The 25,065-nt window shown below is 68.9% G+C and carries 20 protein-coding genes and 1 pseudogene; 10 read left to right on the forward strand and 11 right to left on the reverse strand.

Translation table 11 applies throughout. The features are described 5' to 3' along the window. The first annotated feature begins 141 nt into the window (after positions 1 to 141). The gene (locus tag ACN0TP_RS12655) at positions 142 to 1,209 is read left to right on the forward strand and encodes an FUSC family protein (RefSeq protein WP_417219538.1); all 1,068 of its coding nucleotides are present in this window, start codon (positions 142 to 144) and stop codon (positions 1,207 to 1,209) included. A gap of 6 nt (positions 1,210 to 1,215) precedes the next feature. Here ACN0TP_RS12655 and ACN0TP_RS12660 read toward each other — a convergent pair whose 3' ends face one another. Continuing rightward, positions 1,216 to 2,127 (reverse strand): DUF6707 family protein, encoded by a 912-nt coding sequence (locus ACN0TP_RS12660; RefSeq protein ID WP_417219540.1) that lies wholly within the window; start codon positions 2,125 to 2,127, stop codon positions 1,216 to 1,218. A 9-nt stretch (positions 2,128 to 2,136) separates the two neighbouring features. Further along, on the reverse strand, positions 2,137 to 2,676 hold the full coding sequence (locus tag ACN0TP_RS12665; RefSeq protein ID WP_417219542.1) for an NUDIX hydrolase family protein: 540 nt from the start codon (positions 2,674 to 2,676) through the stop codon (positions 2,137 to 2,139). Between the two features lie 170 nt (positions 2,677 to 2,846). Between ACN0TP_RS12665 and ACN0TP_RS12670 the strand changes: the two genes are divergently transcribed. Further along, positions 2,847 to 4,388 carry an MDR family MFS transporter gene (locus tag ACN0TP_RS12670; protein WP_417219544.1) on the forward strand — a complete coding sequence of 514 codons (1,542 nt, stop codon included), beginning with the start codon at positions 2,847 to 2,849 and terminating at the stop codon, positions 4,386 to 4,388. A gap of 55 nt (positions 4,389 to 4,443) precedes the next feature. Here ACN0TP_RS12670 and ACN0TP_RS12675 read toward each other — a convergent pair whose 3' ends face one another. After that, a complete protein-coding gene (locus tag ACN0TP_RS12675) occupies positions 4,444 to 5,559 on the reverse strand; it encodes an NADH:flavin oxidoreductase/NADH oxidase (protein WP_417219546.1) in 1,116 nt (371 codons plus the stop codon). 129 nt (positions 5,560 to 5,688) lie between these two features. Beyond that, on the reverse strand, positions 5,689 to 7,020 hold the full coding sequence (locus ACN0TP_RS12680) for an MFS transporter (protein ID WP_417219547.1): 1,332 nt from the start codon (positions 7,018 to 7,020) through the stop codon (positions 5,689 to 5,691). A 107-nt stretch (positions 7,021 to 7,127) separates the two neighbouring features. Between ACN0TP_RS12680 and ACN0TP_RS12685 the strand changes: the two genes are divergently transcribed. Genes ACN0TP_RS12685 through ACN0TP_RS12700 form a run of 4 tightly spaced genes read left to right on the forward strand, consistent with a single transcriptional unit; the run spans position 7,128 to position 11,292 of the window. After that, positions 7,128 to 8,894 (forward strand): dihydroxy-acid dehydratase, encoded by a 1,767-nt coding sequence (locus tag ACN0TP_RS12685; RefSeq protein WP_417219548.1) that lies wholly within the window; start codon positions 7,128 to 7,130, stop codon positions 8,892 to 8,894. Beyond that, entirely contained in the window at positions 8,891 to 9,856 is a 966-nt protein-coding gene (locus ACN0TP_RS12690) for an NAD(P)-dependent oxidoreductase (protein ID WP_417219549.1), read from the forward strand. Before ACN0TP_RS12685 ends, ACN0TP_RS12690 begins: the two co-directional genes overlap by 4 nt. After that, positions 9,853 to 10,587 (forward strand): SDR family NAD(P)-dependent oxidoreductase, encoded by a 735-nt coding sequence (locus tag ACN0TP_RS12695; protein ID WP_417219550.1) that lies wholly within the window; start codon positions 9,853 to 9,855, stop codon positions 10,585 to 10,587. Before ACN0TP_RS12690 ends, ACN0TP_RS12695 begins: the two co-directional genes overlap by 4 nt. A 9-nt stretch (positions 10,588 to 10,596) precedes the next feature. Then, on the forward strand, positions 10,597 to 11,292 hold the full coding sequence (locus ACN0TP_RS12700) for a GntR family transcriptional regulator (RefSeq protein WP_417219551.1): 696 nt from the start codon (positions 10,597 to 10,599) through the stop codon (positions 11,290 to 11,292). A gap of 91 nt (positions 11,293 to 11,383) precedes the next feature. Here the strand turns inward: ACN0TP_RS12700 and ACN0TP_RS12705 are convergent, their stop codons facing one another. Together ACN0TP_RS12705 and ACN0TP_RS12710 are read right to left on the reverse strand one after the other, a co-directional pair. Beyond that, positions 11,384 to 12,100 carry a VOC family protein gene (locus tag ACN0TP_RS12705; RefSeq protein ID WP_417219552.1) on the reverse strand — a complete coding sequence of 239 codons (717 nt, stop codon included), beginning with the start codon at positions 12,098 to 12,100 and terminating at the stop codon, positions 11,384 to 11,386. Continuing rightward, entirely contained in the window at positions 12,100 to 12,288 is a 189-nt protein-coding gene (locus ACN0TP_RS12710; protein WP_417219553.1) for a CopG family transcriptional regulator, read from the reverse strand. The genes ACN0TP_RS12705 and ACN0TP_RS12710 overlap by 1 nt, the downstream gene beginning before the upstream one ends. Before the next feature lie 69 nt (positions 12,289 to 12,357). Here ACN0TP_RS12710 and ACN0TP_RS12715 point away from each other — a divergent pair, with 69 nt between their 5' ends. Then, on the forward strand, positions 12,358 to 12,987 hold the full coding sequence (locus ACN0TP_RS12715; protein ID WP_417219554.1) for a YdeI/OmpD-associated family protein: 630 nt from the start codon (positions 12,358 to 12,360) through the stop codon (positions 12,985 to 12,987). Here the strand turns inward: ACN0TP_RS12715 and ACN0TP_RS12720 are convergent. Then, positions 12,984 to 13,736 (reverse strand): glutamine amidotransferase, encoded by a 753-nt coding sequence (locus tag ACN0TP_RS12720; protein ID WP_417219555.1) that lies wholly within the window; start codon positions 13,734 to 13,736, stop codon positions 12,984 to 12,986. The two genes, ACN0TP_RS12715 and ACN0TP_RS12720, sit on opposite strands and share 4 nt — an antisense overlap. Positions 13,737 to 13,848: 112 nt before the next feature. On the opposite strand from ACN0TP_RS12720, the gene ACN0TP_RS12725 reads away from it, so the two are divergent. From ACN0TP_RS12725 to ACN0TP_RS12735, 3 genes are read left to right on the forward strand one after another with little or no spacing between them, the layout of a single operon-like run. Beyond that, a complete protein-coding gene (locus ACN0TP_RS12725) occupies positions 13,849 to 14,628 on the forward strand; it encodes a 3-hydroxyacyl-CoA dehydrogenase (RefSeq protein WP_417219556.1) in 780 nt (259 codons plus the stop codon). Between the two features lie 9 nt (positions 14,629 to 14,637). Next, positions 14,638 to 15,837, forward strand: a complete 1,200-nt coding sequence (locus ACN0TP_RS12730) for an acyl-CoA dehydrogenase family protein (protein WP_417219557.1) — start codon at positions 14,638 to 14,640, stop codon at positions 15,835 to 15,837. A gap of 57 nt (positions 15,838 to 15,894) precedes the next feature. Next, the gene (locus ACN0TP_RS12735; protein WP_417219558.1) at positions 15,895 to 16,200 is read left to right on the forward strand and encodes a hypothetical protein; all 306 of its coding nucleotides are present in this window, start codon (positions 15,895 to 15,897) and stop codon (positions 16,198 to 16,200) included. A 6-nt stretch (positions 16,201 to 16,206) separates the two neighbouring features. On the opposite strand, the gene ACN0TP_RS12740 is transcribed toward ACN0TP_RS12735, so the two are convergent. The 4 genes and pseudogenes from ACN0TP_RS12740 to ACN0TP_RS12755 all read right to left on the reverse strand — a co-directional run bounded on the left by ACN0TP_RS12740 (position 16,207) and on the right by ACN0TP_RS12755 (position 25,031). Next, positions 16,207 to 17,847, reverse strand: coding sequence for a hypothetical protein (locus ACN0TP_RS12740; protein WP_417219559.1), 1,641 nt, complete (start codon positions 17,845 to 17,847; stop codon positions 16,207 to 16,209). Between the two features lie 150 nt (positions 17,848 to 17,997). After that, a pseudogene (locus ACN0TP_RS12745) lies at positions 17,998 to 19,088 on the reverse strand (pseudouridine synthase). Positions 19,089 to 19,118: 30 nt separating this feature from the next. Beyond that, entirely contained in the window at positions 19,119 to 20,045 is a 927-nt protein-coding gene (locus ACN0TP_RS12750) for a DNA-formamidopyrimidine glycosylase family protein (protein WP_417219560.1), read from the reverse strand. Positions 20,046 to 20,117: 72 nt separating this feature from the next. Then, entirely contained in the window at positions 20,118 to 25,031 is a 4,914-nt protein-coding gene (locus ACN0TP_RS12755; RefSeq protein WP_417219561.1) for an ATP-dependent helicase, read from the reverse strand. Positions 25,032 to 25,065: the final 34 nt, after the last annotated feature.

Below are 25,065 nucleotides of genomic sequence, written 5' to 3' on the forward strand. Positions count from 1 at the left end.
AGCTGACTGTGACGAACGAACCGCGCGAAACCGCGTCTGGCGTGCCCCGCGGGCCATAGGGTGGGAGGGCAAGGTGAGGCGCCGTCGTCGTGCGTGCGCCCGCTCACACAGCATCCCGCCCAGACCACCACAGGAGGCCCCGTGGACAACCCGTTGACGCTGCGCCAGCTGTTGACGCTGGGGCCCGGCGACAAGGACCCGTGGATCGGGGTGCGCTGCGGGCTCGGGGTGTTCCTGCCGTTGGCGGTGCTGTTGGCCACCGACCGGTTGGATCTGGCGATCTTCGCGATCTTCGGGGCCTTCACGAACATCTTCGGGAGGGTTCCCGCCCACCGTGCCCGGCTGCGTGCGCAATCGCGGGCCGGCGCGCTGTTCCTGGCGGTCATGACGGCCTCCTGGACCGCCAACCATTTCCTCATCGACCACGACACGGCGGCAGGCGGGTGGATGGTGGTCCTGCTGACCACGGTGGTGGCCTGGGCGTGCTCGCTGGCGACCGGTTTCCTGCAGCTGCGGCCTGCGGGGTCGCTGTTCCACATCTTCTGTTTCGCTGCCATTGCCTCCATCCCCACGGTCCCCGGCTTCGGGGTCTCCATGCTGGCGGCAGTGGGCACGATCGTGCTGGGCATCGGCATCGGGCAGCTCGGCCAGATCGCGCCCTCCCGGCGCACCGGCTGGAGCGGGTCGTCACAGCGCCCGCTGACCCCCGCCGTGCGTACAGCCATCCGGATCGAATCGGTCGGCTACCTGCTGGCCGCCGGTCTGGCCGGCAGCGTGGCCCTGCTGGCCTCGGGGGTGCTCAGCACCGGGCACCCCTACTGGGCGATGGTCGCCGCCGTCGTCCCGCTGGTGGGGCACACCACCCGCCACCGGATCGCCCGGGGCCTGCACCGTGTGCTGGGCACGATCGCCGGGTTGGGCGTCATGGCGTTGATCATCGTCGTGAACCCGAACCCGTGGGCGATCATCCTCTTCCTCGGTTTCGCCCAGTTCGGCGCGGAGATGCTGATCACCCGCAACTACTTCTGGGCGCAGGTCTGCGTCACCCCGCTGGCGCTGGTCGGCACCGCACTGATGGCCGGCATGAGCACGCAGCTGCTCTACGACCGGATGCTGGAGACGGTCATCGGTTCGGTCATCGGCGTCGCCGTGGCCCTGGCCGGTTCGGCGCTGCGCCGCCGGATGCAGGCCGGCGACACGGCCGGCTGATCCCGCTCAGGCTCCCTGCGCCGGGTCGTCGCCCGGTGTCTGCGATTCCGGGGCGTCCGGGGAGTCCAGGGTGCGCAGGGTCGCCAGTTCGTGGTCGATCATCCGCTGCAGCTCCTCGCGGCCGAGGGTGCGCGAGCCGCCGTGGGCCAGCAGGTACAACAGGGCATCGAGGCGCTCGATCCGCCAGGACCGGATGGCCGTCGCGTCCTGGGCCGCCGTGGCCTTGTGGATCTCGCGGTCGAACAGGTTCGGCTCGTCGAGCTGGCGTTGGCGCAGCTCGGCGGTCAGCTTGGCCTTGAGCGGGTCCTCTTCGATGTGGTCGGTGACCCGCAACGACTCGGAGAACCTGCGGGCGGCGTCGTGGTCGCCGTCCGAGGCGGCGAGGTACGCGGCAATGGCCAGCGCCGACTGGATGGACTTCCACCGCCCGAAGTTCCCGTCGAAGGGCAGTTCGGTCAGGATGGCCAGGGCACGCCAGACATTGGGCCGGTCGTCGAGCTCCACGAAGAGCAGATGGGCCAGATCGCGCACGTCCTCCAGCTGCGCACCCGATTTGGGATTGAAGCCGCGGCTGAGCTTGGCGATGGGGCCGAGCACCCGCTGGTCCCACGGGTATTCGCGGGCGATGGCGATCAGTTCGGCCTCCGGGGAGCCGTCCTCCACCGGGATCACGGTCAGCTCGTCCAGCGTCGCCTCCGGCGGCGGCGCCGTCGTATGCACGCGGATGGTCGAACCGTGGGCGATCGTCACCTTCTGGCCGCTGTCGAGGGTGGCCTCGATGTAGGCAGGGGTGCCGAAGCTGTCGGGGACCGATTTCACGCTGGAGACCGGAAGGCTGGGGGTGCCGGTCCGGGTGATGAAGCGGTCGCCGCGCGCCACCTTCTCGGCGCGCACGGCACGGATGTAATCGTGCTGCACTGTCACTTCCTACTCGCACCAGCCCGCGTGGGCCAGCGCCTGTCGAAGGATGTTCGCGCGGCCGCCGGCGAACTCGTCGCGGATCGACGGGCTCAGGGCCTCGCTCGGGGTCAGCCAGGTCAGTTCGAGGGCATCCTGGCGGGGGTTGCACTCACCCCGGACCGGGACCACATAGGCCAGTGCCACGGCATGCTGGCGCTCGTCGGTCAGTCCGGTCTCCGAGGGGGAGGGGAAATACTCGGCGACGGTGAACGGCACCGGGCTCAGGGGCAGCTGCGGCATGGCCAGGGGACCGAGGTCCTTCTCCATGTGCCTCACCAGTGCGGCCCGGATGGTCTCGCGGTACATGACGCGGCCGGAGACGAACGTGCGGGTGAACTGCCCGTCGGCGTCGGCCGTGTAGAGCAGGCCGACCTCGTTGACGTACCCCAGCGGGTCCAGGCGGACCGGGATGGCCTCCACGTAGAGGATGGGCAGGCGTTGACGGGCCTCGTGGAGGTCCTCGTCGGATAGCCAGCCGGGATACGGGTCCGGGGTGCGCACGTTCATACCCTCATGTTTATCGCATCCGCACCGACACTTCACGGCCCCATTCCGCAGAGGTGCGGATTGGCCGAAATGACCTGTGCGATGCACCACGTTGGGAATATGTGGCGGGGATCCCTGCTTATAGTGGTTTGGAAGACCCGATCACTCCTTCGGCCCCTTCCTTCCCGTCGATGACCATCCGCCGCGGCCCCGCCGTCGGTCGATCTACCAGAGGACCCCCTGTGCTTTCCGAAGACCACCCCGTGAGCCCGGGAACCCCTGCCACGGCAGCCACCGCCGTCGTCCCCGATGGGCGCCTGGATCCCGCGGCCAAGATGACCATCGGCGTGCTGCTGGTCTCCGCCTTCGTCGTGATCCTCAACGAGACCATCATGAACGTGGCACTGCCGCGGTTGATGGTCGCCTTCGACGTGAGCGCCGACGCCGTGCAGTGGCTGGCGACGGCCTTCATGCTGACCATGGCAGTGGTCATCCCGGCCACCGGCTACCTGTTGCAGCGCTTCTCGATGCGCACCGTGTTCATGCTCGCGATGGGCCTGTTCTCCACGGGAACCCTGCTGGCCGGCATTGCCCCCGGTTTCGAGGTCCTGTTGGGGGCCAGGGTGATCCAGGCCAGCGGCACCGCGATCATGATGCCGTTGCTGATGACCACCGTGTTGGACCTGGTGCCGCCGTCCCGCCGCGGATCCGTGATGGGCAACGTGTCGATCGTGATCTCCGTGGCCCCGGCCATCGGCCCGACCATCTCCGGGCTGATCCTGCAGTTCCTGCCCTGGCGGTTCATGTTCCTGATCGTGCTGCCGATCGCCCTGATCGCGCTCTTTGCCGGCGCCCGCCGGCTCTCCCGGGTCGCCGAGGCCGGAACCATGCCGTTGTCCATCCCCTCGATCCTGCTGGCCATCCCTGGCTTCGGCGGGCTGGTCTACGGGCTGAGCAAGATCGGCGGCGGCCACGAGGGCGGCGGGCAGGGGCCCGACGCCGGTGCCCTGGTCGCGCTGGCCGTGGCAGTGGTTGCCCTGGCCGCCTTCACCCTGCTGCAGCTGCGCCTGCAGAAGAAGGACAAGGCGCTGCTGGACCTGCGGCCCTTCACCTACCGCGACTTCACGATCTCGCTGGTGCTGATGGTCCTGGCCATGGTCTCGCTGTTCGGCGTGATCATCCTGCTGCCGATCTACTTGCAGAACGTGCGCGGGCTCGACACCCTGGGCACCGGATTGCTGCTGCTGCCCGGAGGCCTGCTGATGGGCCTGCTGGCACCGTTCGTGGGGCGCATGTACGACAAGGTCGGGCCGCGGCCGCTGATGGTCCCCGGTGCGGTGCTGTTGGCAGCGGTGATGTTCTCCTACTCGCGGCTGGCCTCCGACACCCCCATCTGGTGGCTGCTGGTGCTGCACCTGGCCATGTCGGTCAGCTTCGCCTTCATCTTCACCCCGGCGTTCACCACGGGCCTGAACCCGCTGCCGCACCGGCTGCACTCCCACGGTGCCGCCGTGTTGAGCACCCTGCAGCAGCTTGGTGGCGCCGCCGGTACCGCCCTGCTGGTCGGCATCATGGCCTCCTCCACCGCAGCTGCGGCGTTGGCCGGCTCCACGGCCGTCGAGGCCCAGGTCCAGGGATTCCGGCACGGATTCCTCACCGCGGCCATCGTGAGCCTGTCACTGATCGTGCTCAGCCTGTTCCTGCGCCGCCGGAGCACCGAACCGGCGGCCTGACCGCCGGACGTCCGGGCCCTGGCGGGCGGGGCGCCGGTGTCCCGGTGACCGCGTCCTACCAGCCGGCACGCCAGTACTGCGGCGCCCGCGGGTTCTCATCCCGGTCCACGCCCAGGTCCCGGGCGGCCAGGGCCGCCCAGTAGGGCTCGAGCAGGGCCGCCCGTCCGATGCTGACCCCGTCGGCCTGGCCGGTGACCAGGATGTGCTCGGCCTGCGCGGGATCGGTGATCATCCCGACGGCGGTGACGAAGGCGCCGCTGCCGGCCAGCGCCTCCTTCACGGCGGTGGCCAACGCGACCTGGTAGCCCGGGCCGGTGGGCCCGTGGAAGGCGCCGATGCCGGCACTGGACAGGTCGAAGGCGCCCACGCCCAGGTCGCGGGCCTCGGCGGCGAAGCGGGCGGTGTCGGCGATCCGCCACCCGCCCTCGACCCAGTCCTCACCGGAGAAGCGGATGCCCAGCACTTTGTGTTCCGGCCAGACGGCCCGGACCGCGGTGATGACCTCGCGGGCGTACCGGGTGCGGTTTTCGTAGCTGCCGCCGTAGGCGTCGGTGCGGTGGTTGGCCAGCGGGGAGAGGAACTGGTGGATCAGGTAGCCGTGGGCCGCGTGGAGCTGGATCACATCGAACCCTGCCTCGTCGGCGCGCCGCGCCGCGTCGGCCCAGTCCCGGATCGACGCCCGGATCTGCTCCACCGTCATCTCGGCCGGGGCGTCCAACCCGTGGACATTGGTGACCGACGGGGCGAGAGTCCGCCAGCCGCCTTCCTCCGGCGGCATGGTGCCGCGGGCGCCGGAGGCCGCAGCGTCGGGCAGCCAGGGATAGGTGGAGGCCTTGGCGCCGGCGTGCGCCAACTGGATCCCGGCGGCGGCGCCCTGGGAATGGATGAAGTCCACGATCGGTGCCCACGCGTCGCGCTGGGCGTCGTTCCACAATCCGGTGTCCTGGTCGGAGATCCGCCCCTCCGGGGAGATGGCGGTCGCCTCCGTGTAGACCAGGCCGAAGCCGCCCACCGCGCGGGAGCCCAGGTGGGTCAGGTGCCAGGCGTGGGGCACCCCGTCACGGGCGGTCACCGAGTACTGGCACATCGGTGCCAGCGTCGCACGATTGCGCAGGGCCAGTCCGGGGCCGGCGGGAGCGGGCAGGGTCACGGGTTCGAAGAGTCGGGTCACGTTCAGGGGCAACGGTGCACCGCCCGGGCCTATTCCCGTCACCCGTCCGACCTACGAAGATGGGGCCCGCGGCGTCGATCGCCCCGAGCCCCATCTCGTGCTCACTCCTGCCTTGGCTGACGCAAGTGCCTAGTGTCCGGCCCCCGCCAGCTCTTGGGCAGATACCTCGGCCTTGGGGCCGTGGGGCAGGCCGACGAGGTCGGTCTTGCGGATGGCCAGGGTGGCTATCAACGAAATCAGTCCGGCGAAAAGCAGGTAAATACCGACTGAAAGTGCTGATCCAGTGCTCTGGATCAACCAGGTAGCTACGAACGGAGCCGGACCGCCACCCAAGATTGCTCCGAGGGCGTAGGCGATGGAAGCGCCCGAATACCGCACGCGGGTGGGGAACAGGCTGACGAAGAGTGCCGACTGGCCCCCGTAGGACAATCCGAGGCTTGCGGTGAGGATGATAGCGGCCAGATAGATGAAAACCAGATTGGACGTACCGACCAGCAGCATGAAGGGGACCGCCCACACCACCTGCAGGGAAAATCCGATGAGGTAAAGGCGACGGGCCCCTACCAGGTCCGTTAGGTAGCCGGAAGCTGCGATGGAGATCAGCCACACCACCGATCCGGTGATTTGCACCCCCAACATCGTGTCGCTGTGCATGCCCAGCGAATTGGTGGCGTAGGAGAGCAGGAACGAGAGGAAGATGTATCCGGCCATATTGTTGCCGAGGAATGTAGCGGCGGCGATGATGAGGGGCCTCTTGTGGTGACGGACCACATCGCCCAACGGCGTGCGGTCCTGGTGGTTCGTCTCCTTCATTTCGGCAAACGCGGGGCTTTCGTCGATCTTGGAACGGATGTAGTAGCCGACGACGACCATGAGGATGCTGATGAAGAACGGGATACGCCAGCCCCAGGCCAGGAACTGTGCTTCGGTTGTCACCGAGACCATGAGCAGGAACACGGCGGTGGCGAGGATCAGGCCAATGGGTGTGCCGATCTGCGAGGCCGACCCCCATAAACCGCGCTTCTTGGCGGGAGCGTGCTCGACGGCCATCAATGCAGCGCCAGCCCATTCGCCACCGGCACTGAATCCTTGGGCAAAGCGCAGGAGCACCAGCAGTACCGGGGCCCAAACGCCGACTTGGGCGTATGTCGGAAGTGCGCCGACCAGAAACGTCGCTCCGCCCATGATGCCCAAGGTGAGGACGAGCATCTTCTTGCGTCCCAGCTTGTCGCCGAAGTGTCCGATGAGCGCACTTCCGAGGGGGCGGGCAAGGAATGTCACGCCGATCGTGGCCATGGACGTCAACAGGGCAGTTGAGGGGTCCATCGCAGAAAAGAACTGGCTGCTGAACACCAGCGCAGCTGAGGTGGAGTAGATGAAGAAGTCATACCACTCGATGGTGGTGCCGATCGCACTGGCGGCGAAGACCTTTCGCTTCTGCGCGAAGTTGCTATCCTGCATGGCTTTCCTTTCGAAGGACCACGTTCCAAGTCCGTGACTCGATTTGTATTACAGAGATATATCTGTAGCATTCTGGTAACGCAGGTCACACTACCCGAGGAGAGTCGATGTCACAACGGGATCTAGTTCAAGCCGGTGGCGCGTTGTTCGCAGATGAGGGCCAGGACGGACTCATGCATCGGATATTTCTGCGGGGCGAGGGCTTCTCGGCGGAGGATGTCAGGAAGTCCCCGGTCATCGGCATTGCCAATAGCGCGAGTGAGTTGAATCCCTGCAATGCAGGGTTGGCCTCGCTAGCGAGCGCAGTCAAGGCGGGAATACGCGAGGAAGGCGGGTTGCCCCTGGAATTCCCGACGATTTCCATCTCGGAACCTTTTACGCGGCCCACCAGCTTGTATCTGCGCAATCTCATGTCGATGGACGTTGAGGAGATGATTTCCAGTTCACCCATAGATGGAGTTGTCCTTTTGGGGGGGTGCGACAAAACCGTCCCGGCGCAATTGATGGGTGCCATCAGCGCGGACAAACCCGCGGTGATGCTGACTGCGGGCCCCCGTCCCGTGTCGTGTTTCAAGGGCAACCACGATTTCACTGTGGACGATGTTTGGCCTCTCTGCGAGTCGCGCCGAGTTGGAGATGTTAACGACGCGGACTGGTTGTCCTTGGAAGGAAGCGTCAACACCGGGGTGGGGACCTGCAATGTCATGGGAACGGCGACAACCATGGCAGCCGTTGCGGAAATGCTGGGTTTTGCCCTACCTGGCTCGGCGCTCCCTCCCGCCAACAGTTCCGCTCGTCGGGAACTGGCCCGGGCAACCGGGCGCAGAGCGGTCCAGGCGGCTCGAGCCAAAGTCCGTCCACAACAATTGGTGACGGAGAAATCGTTGGAGAACGCTTTCCGCGTCGTCTGCGCCCTGGGCGGATCCACCAACGCCGTCATCCATATGGAGGCCATAGCTGGTCGTGCCGGTTTGCGGATCGGTGTCGAGAACTTCGAACGCTGGTCGTCCACCACTGAGTACGTCGCCAATGTCCGTCCGGGTGGGGAACACTTGCTCTCCGATCTGGAGCAAGCTGGCGGCATCCCAGCCATCGTCAACCGAATCCGGGATAGGATCCATACCTCGACGACGACGGCCAGTGGAACCAGCTGGCAAGAGATCCTGACGGCTGACGCTTATGAAGAACATCCCGCCATCGCGGCTCTTGGAGAACCATTGTCGCCGCGTGGTGCGTTGGTCATGTTGGGTGGGAACCTGGCCCCACGCGGGGCGGTTCTGAAGGCTGCAGGTACTCATAATCCGGCATTGCAACAACACAGGGGGCGCGCGGTCGTTTTTGACGGCATCGCGGACCTCAATGCCCGGATAGACGACCCTGATTTGGAGGTGGACGCCGACAGCGTGCTGGTCCTTCGCGGGATGGGCACCCTCGGTGCCCCCGGCATGCCGGAAGTCGGCCACATCCCGATTCCGGCAAAACTACATAGGGCCGGGGTTCGGGACATGGTCAGGCTTTCCGACGCCCGGATGTCAGGAACGTCCACCGGAACCGTCGTCCTGCACATTGCGCCGGAGGCTGCTGCCGGAGGACCTTTGGGCATGCTTCGCAGTGGCGATGAAATCGAACTTGACGTGGCCGCCGGGACGATTCGGCATTTTCTCACCGAGAACGAGTTGGCGTCGCGCCCGGCCTATGTGAACCGACAACGACCCGTCCGGGGTTTCGCACGGCTGCACCAACAGCATGTGCTGCAGGCCGATGAAGGTTGCGACTTTGACTTCCTTCGGCATGCCAGCCTCGAGGACGACAACGACAGGGAACCGACGCCCCTGGCCACTTCTAGTCCCGATGTGCCGGTGGCTCGGGTATGAGGATTCGAAATCGACAACAGGAAGAGACGAAATTGAGCCAACCAGCGACAAATTCAGCATTACCCGACGTCGGGTTCCTCGGCCCTGGAGCCATGGGATCCGGCATGGTCTTTCGTCTCTTGGAGGCCGGTTACCAAGTGCGCGTATGGGCCAGGAACCCCCAGAAATTGAAGCCCTTCACGGACGCCGGGGCAACCATTGGAACCACCCTGGAGGATGTAGTCGGATCTTCGGACATCGTCCTCGGATGCCTGCTGGATACTGCAGTTATCCGTGAGACCTATCTTGGTCCCGGTGGAATCGTCGAGTCGGCTCGTCCCGGCCAGCTCTTCGCGGAGCACGCGACCTTCGACCCCGACCTTGCCAGGGAAATCCTGCATGCCCTCGGCGAGCGTGGGGCAAACTTCGCCGATGCCCCCGTTTCCGGTGGTCCCCGTGGGGCACGGGAGGGAACGCTCGTCAGCATGATTGGGGCCGACGCGCCCGCAATGGAAGCCCTGACGCCGATCCTGGATAGTTACTGCAGTCGCTTGGTCCATATCGGCGGCATCGGCAGCGGGCTCAAGGTCAAACTCATCAATCAACTTCTGGTCTCCACGCATGCCCTGGCAGCGGCAGAAGCTGCTGCCTTGGTCCATGCCAGTGGAATTGATCCTGAAGTAGCCCACAACGCACTGATGGGTGGGTGGGCTGCCAGCACCATGCTGGATATGCAGTTGCCGGCAGCGTGTGCCCGAGAATTTGACGGAGGCGGCGCTTCCATCGGAGGACTCATCGAGGTCCAGCGTCTGGTTGCGGCACTTATGGCTGAAGCAGACGTCGATTCAGCCTTGCTTGACCCGACCAGGAGGGCCTTCGACACCGCAGTTGATGCGGGGCACGGCGGGCATTCACTGGCCGCACTCGTCACCAACTATGCAGCCAACAACCCCGCTGCGGGCGCAGTGATGGTGAACCCATGAGCGGTCAGCCAGCTAAACGAGTGGGCTTGGTGACGGGATCCTCCAGCGGAATTGGCGCTGCCATTGCCACCCGAATGCACGCGGACGGCTGGTCAGTTGTCCTCAACGGCTATGGGACGGCTGACGCAGGCTTGCGTCTCGCAGAGGCGCTCGACGGTTCGATCTACGTGGAGGCAGATGTCAGTTCGGCCGTGGATGCCGGCCGGCTCGTTTCGTCCGCCATTGACGAGTTCGGCCGCTTGGACGCGGTAATCAACAATGCCGGAATTGCCCGGCAGATTCCGCATGCAGACCTGGACGCAGTGGATGACGAATTTTGGGACGCAGTGATGGCGGTCAATCTCAAAGGACCGTGGAACGTCTCGCGTGCCGCACGGCCATACTTGGCGACCGTCGGCGGGCAAATTGTCAATACGGCTTCCCTGGCGGGCATTTCAGCTGCCGGCAGTTCCATACCGTATGCGGTCAGCAAAGCTGGCGTCGTCCACTTGACCAAGCTTCTTGCCAAGGCGCTTGGCCCTGCGATCCGGGTCAATGCCGTGGCACCCGGGTATATTGATACGCCGTTGACCCATGACTGGCAGAAGTTGCGGGACTCGGTTCTCGAAAATGCTCCCGCGCGCCGGCTGGGGAGGCCCGAGGACGTGGCCGAAGTTGTCTCGGGCCTTCTGACCATGGAGTATGTGACGGGAACGGTCATCCCCGTTGCCGGAGGGCTTCAACTGAGCTAAGGAGGCGCAATGCCAGGTAGCGCCCCCGACGTTGCCCATGTCGGACCGCAGAAGCCGCGCCAATCCCAAGCAGAGCGCGTCAGGGACCTGATCCGCGAACAGATCCTCCATGCGGAACTCAGGCCCGGCGAGATCGTCTTGGAACCTGAGCTGGCGTTGGCCTACGGCGTTTCAAAGACGCCCGTTCGCGAGGCGCTGCAAATGCTTGCCGTCGAATCTTTGGTCACCGTCTTGCCCCGCAAGGGTTACATGGTCAGCAGTTTGAGCTTCCATGATGTGCGCGAGGTCATGGACCTCCGACTCATTCTTGAGCCACCACTGCTGGCTGCTGCTGCCCGCAACGTCACCGAGGAGCTGGTGTTCACCTTGCAGCGGCATATGAACAACCAATTCAGCGAGAGCGCCTCTCTGGATCAGCGTCTGGTGGCTGCACGGGAATTCCATCTTTCCTGCGTCGCGGCATCCAGGAACCATCGTGCGGCTTCCGTCGTCAGGGCCCTGACCGATGAGGTGAGCCGGTTGCACTACCTCATGCCCGTCGTTGAGGGCCATGTTGCCTCGGAAATCGAGCGGGCTGCCCACCAGGCTATTTTCGAGGCAGTGGCCAGCGGCAACGCGACGGACGCCGAGTCCGAGATGCGCGCCCATCTCGTCGAATCCAATGAGGCGCTACTGCGGGGATTCTACGAGTACGGTCCCGCCTGAAGCCCTGGTGGGGCAGATCTCGGGTCTTCGACGCCCGCGCGGCCTTGAATGGCGAGGCGCCCTCCGCAACTGAAAAATGCCAGGCGTGGTCTCAGGCGTCCACGCGGTGGTAGCCGTAGAGGTCCCGCGGCGTCTCGTTGATCCAGAGGTCCTCGCCGCCGTCCGGGTGGCGCAGGCGCACGGTGCGCCCATAGGACTCGTCGATCAGCTCGGCGGCCAGCCCCGATTCCAGCAGCCGGGCCCGCAACTGCTCGATGTCGCCGTCGTACTGGAAGCTGGGCACCGCGTGTGGCGTGGTGGAGGAGTGGGTGGCCACGAGCCCGCCGTTCTTGGCGCGGAACTGGACCCATCCACCGGTGTCGCTGGCGACCTCCGGGCGGGCGCCGATGTTCCGCAGGGTCGTAGCGGAGCCCTCGGGGTCAGGTGTCATCCACAGGGCGAGCACGCGCAGGGCGGGATCCGCCGCCGGGGGTTCCGGGCGTGTCGCCTCCACGGTGGCGACCAAGGACAGCCCATCGGGTCCGGTGATGGTGGCGGTGCGTCCATGGCCTTCCTCGGTGAGGACGACGCCGGTGCCCGCTTCACGGGTGCGCCGGGTGAACTCGTCCAGGTCGCCGACCTCGAAGGCCAGCCGCATGGTGCCGGAGGGGTGTTCGGCGTCGGGCGCGTGGAGGCGGTACCGGCCGGAGGCCGCATCGAATTCCTGCCAGCCCTCGGCGTGGACGGCGCGTTGCAGGCCGACCGCCTCGAGCAGTTCGGCCCAGGCGTGGGCGTGGTCGGTGAAGATGATCGGGGTGACGCGCAGCATCAGGGCTTCTCCTTCGCGGGGGACTGGGGGTGGGTCTGCAGGTGGGCGGCCAGGACGTCGGCGACGAAGGCCGACAGCGAGGTCTCGGCGTCGATGGCAGCGTGCTTGACGTCGCGGGCCAGCCCGGCGGGCAGGTAGACGTTGAACTGGACCTTGCGGTCCGGATCGGGGGTCGTATCGGTGGACATGGTTAGAATGCTAGCAATTTAGCAATGCTCCGTCTAGACCCCGGGACCGGCTTCTGCTGGAATGGGCCCATGGCCACCCCACTGCCCGAACTGCTGCTCCCCGATGCCGCCAGCTGGCGCGACTGGCTCCGGGAGCACCATGCAACCCATGCCGGTGTCCGCCTGGTCGTGCACAAGAAGGGCGGGGCGGTGACCTCGCTGACCCGGGCGGCCGCCCTGGACGAGGCGCTGTGCTTCGGCTGGATCGACGGGCAGGCTGGAAGCCGGGATGCCGGCAGCTACCTGCTGCGCTTCACCCGGCGCCGCCGCGGCAGCGCCTGGTCGGCCATCAACGTCGGGCTGGTCGACCGGTTGGCCGCCGAGGGGCGGATGGAGGCCGCGGGGATCGCCGAGGTGGACGCCGCGCGGGCCGACGGCCGCTGGGATGCCGCCTATGCCGGAGCAGCCAGCGCGCAACTGCCTCCGGAACTGGTCGAGGCGTTCGCCGGCCACCCGGTGGCCCGGGAAGCGTACGACCGGCTCAACGGAACCAACCGCTTTGCGCTCTACTACCGGATCCACACGCTCAAGCGGGCCGAATCGAAGGTCCGCAAGGCGGCCGAATACGTCGCGATGCTCGAGGCGGGGCAGGCCCCCTACGCCCAGCAGGGGTTTGCGGAGGCGCCGAAGCGCGCCCGCACGCCGGCTGCGGGATCCTAGCGCCGGTAGCGGGCCACGAAGTTCCGCAGGACCGTCGCCGCATGGGACACATCGGCGGCGTGCGCCAGATCGGTGAGCTCGCCGGCGGCCTCGGGTGGAAAATACCCGGCGTCGCGGTACACGGCGATGCGGGTGGCCAGGCCGTCCCCATCGAGCTCCGGGTGGAACTGGGTGGCATAGAGATTGGCCCCGATGCGGAACATCTGCACCGGGCAGGTGGCCGAGGTCGCCAGCAGCACCGCGCGGCCGGGCAGCTGCGAGATCGCCTCCTTGTGCCCCACGAACGCATCGAAGGTGCGGGGCAATCCGGCGGCCAGCGGGTCGGCGGCGCCCGCGTCGGTCAGTTCGATCCGGGCGGTGCCGACGGGTTCGCCATGGGTGCGGTCCACCATCCCGCCCTGGTGCACCCCCAGGGTCCCGACGCCGTAGCAGGCACCCAGGAACGGGAAGTCGGCCTCCACGATCCGGTCCAGCAGCGCGGAAAGCTCGGACTCGACCCGCAGCTGCGTGGTGGACTTGCGCGCCGGGTCATCCGAGGAGTTGAAGGGCCCACCGCCGAGCAGGATCCCGGCATAGTCCTCCAGGTCCAGCTCCGCGGGCAGGGGGGAGGCATCCAGGGCGTGCACCACTAGATCGGCGGGGGAGAGCCGGCCCGCGGAGAGGAAGCCGCGGACCTCGTCCTCGGCCGCCGTCGGGTCATCGCGCGTGGAGATCAACAGGAAGGGGCGGGTGCCGGATGCGGAACTCATCTCCGCATCCTACGGCGCAAAGGGGGTGGAGTACGCGGCATCCACGCACTAGAGTGTCATTTGAGTTAGCAACCATTAACCGAGCGGTATGTGCCGCGTGTTGGGAGAAACCATGGAGATCGCCGGGGCCTCGGCCCTCGTCACCGGCGGCGCGTCCGGACTGGGCGCCGCCACCGCCAAGAAGCTCTACGACGCCGGGGCCCACGTGGTCCTGCTGGACCTGCCCTCCTCCGCCGGCGAGGACACCGCCGCCGCACTGGGCGAACGCGCCCGCTTCGTGGCCGCGGACGTCACCGACGAGGACCAGGTCGCCTCCGCGGTGCAGGTGGCCTCCGACCTGGCCCCGCTGCGCATCGTGGTCAATTGCGCCGGCGTCGGCACCCCCGGCAAGGTCCTGGGGCGCGAGGGCGTCCTGCCGCTGGCGGCCTTCCAGAAGGTCGTCGCCATCAACCTCATCGGCACCTTCAACGTCATCCGCCTCGCCGCCGAGGCCATCGCGGCCACGGAGCCGATCCTCAACGGGGAAACCGCCACCGAAGAACGCGGCGTCATCGTCAACACCGCCTCCGTCGCCGCCTTCGACGGGCAGATCGGCCAGCCCGCCTACGCCGCCTCCAAGGGCGGCGTCGCGGCGATGACGCTGCCGCTGGCCCGCGAATTCGCCCGCCAGCACATCCGCGTGATGACCATTGCCCCCGGCATCTTCGAGACCCCCATGCTCGCGGGCCTGCCGCAGGAGGCCCAGGATTCGCTCGGCGCCCAGGTCCCCCACCCCTCCCGGCTGGGCAAACCCGCCGAATACGCGGCCCTGGTGGAACACATCATCGCCAACCAGATGCTCAACGGCGAGACCATCCGGCTCGACGGCGCCATCCGCATGGCACCGAAGTAGGCGCGGACCATGGCTGAACAGGACGACGGCGGAACCCCCATCCGCCCGCCCCGCCCCCTGCCCGGGGCCGACTTCCTGGACATCGAATCCCAACTCGACGAGCGGGAGCGCGCCAAGCTCGCCGAGGTCAGGGCCTTCGTGGCCGAGCACATGGTCCCGTTCGCCGGCCAGTGGTGGACCGACGAGCAGTTCCCCTTCCACCTGCTGCCCCAACTCGGGGCGCTGGGCATCAGCACGCCCACCCGGCACGGCTACTCGCATCTGTTCCACGGGCTGCTCATCGCCGAACTGGCCCGGGCCGATGCGTCACTGGCCACGTTCTTCATGATCCACCACGACCTCTTCGTCGAATCCCTGCACGACTTCGGCACCCAGGGCCAGCGCGAACGCTACCTGGCCGATGCCGCGGCGCTGCGCACCACCGGGGCCTTCGCCCTGACCGAACCGGACCACGGCTCCGACGTCGCCAAGGGCATGGACACCCGGGCCCGCCGCGACGGGGACGACTGGATCATCAACGGGGCCAAACGCTGGATCGGCAACGGCACATTCTGCGAGCACATGCTGCTCTGGGCCCTGGACGAGGACACCGGAACGGTCCGCGGATTCATCCTGGACACCTCGCTGCCCGGGGTGTCCACCTCGCGGATCGAACACAAGATCTCGCTGCGCACCGTGCAGAACGCCGACGTGCTCCTGCACGATGTCAGGGTCCCCGAGGCCGACAGGTTCCCCGGCATCGAATCCTTCGCCGACACCAACCAGCTGTTGCGCTCCAGCCGGATCATGGTCGGCTGGCTGGCGGTTGGACAGCAACTGGCGGCCTTCGACGTCACCCGGGACTACGTCCGGGCGCGCGAACAGTTCGGCCGCCCGCTGGCCTCCTTCCAGCTGATCCAGCAGAAGCTGGCCACCATGCTGGGCAACGCCACCGCCTCGATGGCGCTCATGGTCCAGATCGCCCACGCCCAGGCGGGCGGCACCGAACGGATGGACCAGGCGGCACTGGCCAAGGCTTTCACCACGGAGCGGATGCGCGAATCCGTCGCCCTGGGCCGTGCGGCGCTGGGCGGCAACGGGATCGTCACCGACCACCGAATGGCCAGGATCTTCGCCGACGCGGAGGCCATCTACACCTACGAGGGCACCCAGGACGTCAACCAGCTCATCGTCGGCCGCGCCGTCACCGGCATCTCGGCCATCGCCTGAACCGCGGATCGCCACCGGGTTTTCCGCGCACGGCACCGGCGAGCATAGGCTGGGCCGGTGCCTTCCTTCCGCGTCCAGCTGAACATCCTCGCCCTGCGCCCGGGCCACCGCCCCGAGGCGGTGATGGATGCCGCCGTCGCCGCCCTGGGCACGCGCCACCATGTGGAGGCGAACCAGCTGGACATCGTCGGCGGCGTCCCGCGGATCACCCTGCGTTTCACCGTCGAGGAGGAGGAGTACGACGCCGATGCCCGGGTCGCGCGCTCGGCCGCGGCCCTGATGCGGGCCGAGGTGGAGCAGGTGGCCCGGACCCGGGACCTGGTGGTGTTGCGCCGGGCGCGCGGCCGCTGGTCCCCGGTCTAGGAACCGCTAGAATTCCGTGCGCTGGCCGCGGGCCGCCCGGCGTTCGGCATGGCCGATCTGGTAGCGCCGGTTCTCCGTGGCCAGCAGCACGATGAACGCGCAGAGACCGCAGATGATGGCCACCGGGGTGGAGAACAGCGGGCCGATCAACCGGTCGAGCATGATCCAGAACAGCCCCCAGGCGAAGCCCAGCGCCAGCACGATCCTGCCGCGCTCGGACATCGACATCGTCACGGCGGCCCAGGTGGCCCCCACGATGACCAGCAAGCCCCACCACGAGGCCGGCAGCAGCAGGCTGAAACCGGTGCGCGTGAGCGCGATGCTCAGGGTCGCCGGCAGCAGGACCAGCGCCCAGCCCATGTAGAGGGCGCCGGGACCGTCGACGAACACGCGCTCCATCGTTGAACGGGCGGTGCGCTGGTTCATGCGCCGGACGGCGTAGACCAGGACGGTGGTCAGGGCCAGGGCGATGACCACCGACAGGAACACCAGCGAGGCCCGGGCGCACAACAGCCACAGGGCACCCAGCAGGCCAGCGCCCGCCGTGAGGTAGCCGATCTCCCGCTGCCGGTAGGAGGAGCGTTGGCTGGGGTGCCATTGGTAGATCGCATAGAGCACGATCCAGATGAACAGCACCCCCCAGATCATGAAGGAATCGATGCCCGGGGCCAGCAGTGCGGTCCGGGGGCGGAACGGGGAGTCGTCGGCGGAATGCGCTGTGGCACCGCCGAACCAGCCCAGGCCCAGGAAGCCCAGCGCCAAGGAGAGCGCCGCGGCCACCGAGACGATGATCCGGCGCACCAGATCCGCCTGGGTTTCCTCCGGATCGGGGTCGCGGGAGGGCAGGTTGTAGGGCGGGACGTAGATGGGTCCCTCGTCGTCGACCCAGAACGAGCTGGTGTTGCGCAGTTCCTCCGCCGTGCGGGGAATCGGGTGGGCCGCCGCATCGACGATGGCCTCCCGCGCGCTTTCGACCAGCGACTCGAGGTCCTCGCTGGAGGTGGCGGCGCGGGCTGCGGCCTCTTCGGCTGCCTGCTGGGCGGCGGCCTTCTCGGTGGCCACGCGGGCCGCCTCGTCGGCCGCGCGCTGGCGTTCCGCGGCGGCCTCGGCCTCGGCACGTTCCGCGGCCTCGCGTTCCGCGGCGGCCTCGGCCTCGGCACGTTCCGCGGCCTCGCGTTCGGCGCGCTGTTTGGCTTTCTCCGCCCGGGCCTGCTCGCGTGCCGCCGCCCGCTTCCGGGCGTTGGCCCGCTGCGTGGCGATGGCCTGCGCCGTGGTGGTCTTGGCCTTGGTCCCCAGCTCCCGCCAATCGGGCGATTCCAGCCCGTCGAGCCAGGTGTTCAAGCGTGTCGTGGCGTTTTCGTCGTCCGCCCCACCACGGGTGCCCGGTGCCGCAAAATGCCGTGACGGCGCCGCCGGATCCTCGGGGACGCCCTCCGGGTCACGCAGTGGCTTGGGGGGAAGCTTCACGGCGGGCCGGGCCGCGGCGGAGCCGGAGCCGGAGGCCGGAGCCGGGCTGGCCGTGGTGCCGGAGATGGGCCCCTCGGAGTCGGGTCCCTCGGAGGCGGGAACGGGCGAAGACGGCTGGGAGGCACGCAGTCGCTCCAGCGCCGCGGAGGCAGCCGAAGTATCCTGGCGTGTTTCTGTCATGACGTGGAATCCCCTTTAACCGCTGATTGCCTTGGCAATGATTCCTCCCAACACCACCACGTCAAGCGTACCCAATGCCATGGGGCAGGTGAGGGACGCCGACGCACCGGGGGGCAGGCTGTGGCCGGATTGTGATCCCCACAGGGCCGTTTACCTCTGGCGAATGGAGGTAACACCGTCGACACGATCGGGTTCCGGGTCCAGGGGGCCCGGGAATTCGTCCAGGGTGCGCGCCGAGGTGAACGTTGCCGGGGCCCCGGTCAGCGGGTCGGTGAAGGAGATCGAGTGGGCGAGCAGCTGCAGCGGCCGGGTGAAGTCATCCGGGGCCTTGTCCAGCAGGACGGGGTAGAACGGGTCGTTGACGATGCCCAGGCCCAGGGCCGCCATGTGCACGCGCAGCTGGTGCGTCTTGCCCGAATGCGGGCGCAACCTGAACAGCCCGACGGCGGTGCCCGCGTGGGCCCCGGTGCTGGTCCCGGTGGCGAGCAGGTCGATCCGTGTCTCGGCGTTCGGCTCCCCGGGCTGGGTCAGGGCCAGCAGATGGCCCTTCTCCTTGGCCATGCGGTTGCGGTACTCCAGCGGGAAGTCGGCGGCGGTGGCGTGGTGCGCGCCGGTGAGCTGGCGGACGTGTTGCCCGTGGCGGCCGGGGCCCGGGAGCCGCCCGCGGTGGGGGCATCGGCGTCGTGCACTGGTGTGTCCCAGCCGGTGGGCAGTGCCGAGACGCAGCGGTATTCCTTCTCGATCCGGCGGCGTTCGAACAGTGTCTGGTAGGCGCCGCGGGTGGCGGGGTTGGTGGAGAAGAGGATGACGCCGGCGGTGGCACGGTCCAGGCGGTGCATGGGGATCAGCTCCGGCAGGCCCAGCCGGTTGCGCAGGCGCACCAGTGCCGATTCCTGCACGAAGCGTCCGCCCGGGGTGGTGGGCAGGAAGTGCGGTTTGTCCACCACCAGCAGGTTCTCGTCCTGGAACAGGATGGTTTCGGTGACCGGCAGGCGCGGTTCGTGGGGCAGGTTGCGGTAGTACCAGAGGAAGTCGTGCACGCCCAGGGGTGTGGTGGGGGTCAGCGGTTCGGCGCCGAGGCCGACGACCTCCCCGTCCCGGAACCGGCGGATGATGCCCTCGGGGTTGACATGGCCGAAGCGTTCGAGCATGTAGTCCAGGACCGTAGCCCAGGGTCCCTCCCGCGGAATGCGCAGGCGGGTCGCGTTGACGCCGTCGCGCACGGGAAGCGGGGATTGCATGGCCATCGGACCAGTTTCCCACGCCGGCGCTCAGGGACGCGGGTCCGGCTGGCAGCGCGGGCAGAAATACACGTCGCGTTCGTTCAGCTCCATGCCCCGGTCGGGGGAGTCGGCGACTGCCGGTTGGGGGCGCGGCTTGAGCTGGAGGTGGCCCGGTTCCGCGTCGTGGCGGGCACCCCGGCCGGCGAGCCCGGGCGCCACGGCCCGTCCCAACCCCGCCGCCGGCCGCGGCTGGCCCAGCGTGCGGTGTTCCACGGTTTCCCCGCAGCGCAGGCAGGCCCGTCCGGCCCGGCCGTAGACCCAATACTGGTCCCGCATCGGCGGGGTGGTGGTGACCCGGCGGGACCGGTCCTTGTTGGCGTGCAGCAGCTGGTGGGTCAAATCGATCAGGTGCCCGGCGTCCGGGACCTGCCCGGTGGGGGTGCGCGGGTGCAGGCCCAGCAGGAACATCAGCTCCGAACGGTAGATGTTCCCCAGCCCGGCGATGACGCGTTGGTCCAGCAGGGTCAGGGCGATGGGCCGCTCCGGCATGGTCTCCAGCCGGCGGCGGACCTCCTCCGGGTCCCAGGACATGCCCAGCGGATCCGGTCCCAGGTGCCCGACCGCCTCGGGCTCCTCGGAGGTGCGGATGACACGCAGGAACCCCAGGTCGAAGCCCACCGCCTGGAAATCCTCGTTCTTGAGCACGCAGCGGGCCTTGAAGGCCGGGGCACGCCACCGCTCGCCGGGCGCGTACACATCCCAGTGCCCGTCCATGGACAGGTGCGAATGGATGCTGACATCGGCCACGCGGATCAGCAGGTGCTTGCCCCGGGAAACGACCGAGGAGACCATGTGGCCGGACAGGTTCAGGGTGGCGAAGGCGGGGACGCGGAAATCGCAGGACTGCAGGGGCCGGTTGCTCAGCGCCGCATCAAGCCGGCGCGCCGCGCGATAGACACTGTCACCCTCTGGCATGTCCGGTCACATCCTCTGTCGCCTCATCGCCTGGTGGAGTGGGTCACACTATACCGGTCCCCGCCCGGCGACTCACGGGCGGAAGCGCAGGCCGTTGGGGGAGGAGTGGAATCCGGCTGCCAGCAGGGCCGTGGCCACCGGGGTGTCGGGAACGGGGTGGCCGTTGACCTTGTCCAGGGCGATGCGCTCCACCCGGGCGGTCCGCAGCACTGCCACCAGGGCACGGGCCGCGGCGTCCAGTTCCGCCGGGTCCTCGGTGAAGGCCAGCGCCGTTTTGCCCCCACGTTCCAGGTACAGTCCCAGCCGCCCGTCCAGGAGCACGACGACGGCTCCGGCCTTGCGCCCGGGACGCTGCCCGGTGGGGGAGGCCCCGGTGCCTTCGGTGGGCGGGAGCGCCGGCCACTGCAGGGCCGCGCCGTAGGGGTTCGCCGGGTCGGTCGCCGCCAGGGCCACGGCAGCCGGAACCCGCGTGCCACCGCCGGCGCCCAGCCCCGCGGCCTCCAGGTCGGTGTCCCGGGTGTGGCCGCGCAGCCGGTCGACAGTGGCCGGAACGGAGAACTGGGCGGCTCCGAGGTGTTCGATGAAGTAGCCGCGCCGGGCCCGTCCGGCCTCCTCCAGCCGGGCCAGCACCCGGTAGAGCATGCCGAACCCGCCGGGAATGTCCTCGGCCATGACCGAACCGCGGGTGAGGACCCCGTAGCGGTCCAGCAGGAACTCGGCGCTGGCATGGGCGCGGATGGTCGGGTCGGACTCCGCGGCGGGCAGCAGGGACCAGCGTCCAGCGGCGCGCGGAGGGGCGGACGCCGCTGCGGCCGTGGCCCCGGGCCCGACCGGGCGCAGGCCACCGGGCCCCAGCGCCGCATCGTGCATCCCGGGACCCCGCGGGGAACGCATCCTGCCCAACCGGGGGGAGCGGGCCCGCGGGGCGGCACCGCGCGGCTTGTGGGCGGTCTTGCCTCCGCCGAGCAGCCCGCGGACCGGGGAGAACGTGTCGTTGCCGATCCGCCCGGCCCACACCAGCTCCCACAAAGCAGCCAGCACCGACTCGTCCTGCCCGGTCACCCCCAGGCCCTCGGTCACCTGGCGGAAGAAGTAGCCCCCGCCGCCGGCGAGCACCTCCAGGATCCGTTCCTGCACACCGGTCGGCTCGAAGTCAGCAGCCGGGGTCAGCGTCAACTCGGCGTCGGCCGCAGGGTGCAGGCTGATCCACCCGTCGTTGCCGGCCAGCGACCCGGCACCGGACCAGAGGACCTCGCCGGTGGCCATGAGCTGATCGAGCATCCCGGGCTGGTAGTCCCGCACCCGCGCCGGCAGCACGAACGACTCCCAGGCGCTCGCCGGCACGGGAACCCCGGCCAACTGGTCGATGACCGTGGCCACCCCGTCGATCCCGCGCAGGTCCTCACCCACGAACTGCCATGCCGGCAGGAACCGCCCGAACGTGGCATCGTCCACCGGCTCGACCTCGGCCCGCAGCGCCGCCAGCGACCGCCGCCGGATCCGCCGCAGCACCTCGGCATCGCACCACTCGCTCGCCGCGGGGACACCGGCTGCGGATCCGCCGTCGGCGGGACGGAACTCGCCCTCCACGACCCGGGATTCGGTGGCCAGCCGTTTCAGGACACCCAGCACGACGGCGGTGCCCAGACCCAGCGCGGCCGCCGCCTCGGCGACGGTGAATGGGCCGTGGGTGCGTGCGTACCGGCCGATCAGGTCACCGAGCGGGTCGGCGACCGGTTCGATGAACGCCAGCGGGACGCCCATCGGCAGCGGCACCCCGAGCCCGTCGCGCAGCCGGGCGGCGTCCTCGATCGCAGCCAGCACCGGTTTCCCGCCCACGTTCAGCCGCAGGGCCCGGTTGCTGCGGACCAGCGTCTCGGCGAACGCCTGCGCCTCGGCCACCGCCAGCGACGCGCCCCCGGACGCTGACTCGCCGTCGTCATCGAGGCTCCCGGCCTCTGTTGCGCCATCGGGGCGCAACCGCGCGGCCAGCCCCTCCACGGCCAAGGGGCCGAGCAGCCGCAGCAGGTCGGCGGCCCCCTCGACGCCGCGCAGCCGGCGGGACGGGGCCAGGCGCTGCAATTCGGCCTCGGTCGCGGCGATGACGTCGGGGTCCAGCAGTTCACGCAGTTCGGTGCGCCCCAGCAGGTCACCCAGCAGCGAGGGGTCGATCGACAGGGCGGCGGCCCGCCGCTCGGCCAACGGCGAGTCGCCCTCATAGAGGAACTGGGCGACGTAGCCGAACAGCAGCGTCTGGGAGAACGGAGAGGGCTGGCGGGTCGTCGTCTCCACGATCCGCAGTCCGCGCCCCGCCAGGTCCGCGGCGATCCCGCGCAGGGCGGGCAGGTCGTAGACGTCCTGCAGGCATTCGCGGACCGTTTCCAGGATGACAGGGAACGAGGGGTATTTCCGGGCCACGTCCAACAACTGGGCCGAGCGTTGGCGTTGCTGCCACAACGGGGTGCGCTTGGCAGGATTCTGGCGTGGCAGCAGCAGGGCCCGGGCGGCGCATTCGCGGAACCGCGAGGCGAACAGGGCCGACCCGCCGACCTCGTTCGTCACGATCCGCTCCAGCTCGTCGGGATCGAACAGGAACAGCTCGGCCCCGGGCGGCTCGTCGTCCATCAGCGGCACGCGCAGCACGATCCCGTCGTCGGCGGCCATCGCCGAGCCGTCCATCCCGTATCGTTCGTGCAGCCGCGCCCCGACGGCCAGCGCCCACGGGGCGTGCACGGGCAACCCGAACGGGGAGTGCAGCACCACCCGCCAGTCGCCGAGCTCGTCCTGGAACCGCTCGACCACCAGCGTCGTGTCGCTGGGGATGACGCCGGTGGCCTCCTGCTGCTCGTGCAGGTAGCCGGACAGGTTGGCCGCCGCCCACCCGTCCAGGCCGATCGCCCCCAGGCGCCCCCGGGCCGTCTCCTCCGACGCCCCGGCGACCTCACGGCGGAAGCGACCCAGCGCGCGTCCGAGCTCCACGGGGCGGCCCAGGGAATCGCCCTTCCAGAACGGCAGCTTGCCGGGCTGGCCGAACGCGGGGGAGACCAGTACCCGGTCATGGGTGATGTCCTCGATCTTCCAGCTGGTCGCCCCGAGCGCGAAGACGTCCCCGACCCGGGACTCGTAGACCATCTCCTCATCGAGCTCGCCCACGCGCCGCCCGCCATTGGCCTGCTCCTCGGTGCCGATGAGGAAGACCCCGAACAGCCCGCGGTCGGGAATGGTCCCGCCGGACGTCACGGCCAGCCGCTGGGCGCCGGGACGGCCGGTAAGCGTCCCGGCATCGCGGTCCCAGACGATCCGCGGGCGCAGCTCGGCGAACTCGTCGGAGGGGTACTTGCCGGCCAGCAGGTCCAGGGTCGCGTCGAACGCGGAGCGCGGCAACGCGGCGAAGGGCGCCGACCGGCGCACCACGTCGAACCATTCCTCCACATCCACCTCGCCCAGCGCGGCGGCCGCCACGGTCTGCTGCGCCAGGATGTCCAACGGGTTCGCCGGGATGGACAGCGCCTCGATTTCCCCGGCGCGCATCCGCTCCACGGTGATGGCCGTGTTCACCAGGTCGGACCGGTGCTTGGGGAAGAACACCCCGGTGGACACCTCGCCGACCTGGTGCCCGGCCCGGCCCACGCGCTGCAAGCCGGATGCCACGGAGTGCGGGGACTCGACCTGGACCACCAGGTCCACCAGCCCCATGTCGATGCCCAGTTCCAGCGACGACGTCGCCACCACGCACCGCAGCCGACCGGACTTCAGGTCATCCTCGATCACCGCCCGCTGGTCTTTGGATACCGACCCGTGGTGGGCCCGCGCCAGCACCGGATCCGCCCCCGTCGTCGCGCCGGCCTGTGCCATGATCTGCGCCGGCGCTTGCCTCGGTGCCGGGGCCTCCACCTTGTCCTGTACGACGCCGGTGCCCCCGAAGCCGCTCCCGTCGCCTTCCACGGGGGTCGCCCAGGGATCGGTGCCCTCGAGCTGGCGGCGCCCCTCGTGGATCTCGTTGAGGTTCGCCGTCAGCCGTTCGGCCAGCCGCCGCGAATTCGCGAAGACGATCGTGGAGCGGTTCGCCTCGATGAGGTCGACGATCTTCTCCTCCACATGCGGCCAGATGCTCGCCTGGGGTTGCAGCCCGGTCGCCGGTCCCAGGTCGTGGGCCGCCGCCGCGGCCGGCAAATCGGTCATGTCCTCCACCGGGACGGTGACCGTGAGGTCCCACGTCTTCTCCGACGGCGGGGCGACGATCTCCACGGGCCGGTTCCCGCCCAGGAACCGGGCCACCTCGGCCCGCGGTTCCACGGTCGCCGACAGCCCGATGCGCTGGGCGGGCTTCTCCAGCAGGGCATCCAGGCGCTCCAGCGACACGGCCAGGTGCGCCCCGCGCTTCGTTCCCGCCACGGCATGCACCTCGTCGAGGATCACCGTGTCCACGGAGGCCAGCGTCTCCCGGGCCCGCGAGGTGAGCATGAGGAACAGCGATTCCGGCGTCGTGATCAGGATGTCCGGCGGGGTGGAGAGCAGCTTGCGCCGCTCGTTCTGCGGGGTGTCCCCGGACCGGACGCCCACGGTGATCTCCGGGGCGGGCAGCCCGATCCGCTTCGCCATCTGCGTGATGCCGATCAGCGGGGCCCGCAGGTTGCGCTCCACGTCCACGCCCAACGCCTTCAACGGCGAGATGTACAGGACCCGTGTGGGCCGTTTCGGGGTCTTGGCCTTCTTGCCGGTCCCCGTCGCGGCGGGGGCGGAGTCCAGCGGCAGCTCCGCCTGGCCGCTGGCGTGCCGGATGAAGCCGTCCAGTGCCCAGAGGAAGGCGGAGAGTGTCTTGCCGGAGCCGGTGGGCGCGACCACCAGGGCGTTGCCGCCGCTGGAGACGGCATCCCAGGCCCCCAGCTGGGCGGTCGTCGGCGCGGCAAAGGCGCCCGTGAACCACTCGCGGGTGGCGGGCGTGAACCTCTCGAGCACCTGGGCTGCGTGGGGCTGGGTTGCCATCGGTGAAAGCCTACGCCGAAGCCCCGACGCGTTG

Origin of the sequence: Arthrobacter sp., assembly GCF_048266065.1 — a bacterium.
GTDB lineage: Bacteria > Actinomycetota > Actinomycetes > Actinomycetales > Micrococcaceae > Arthrobacter_H.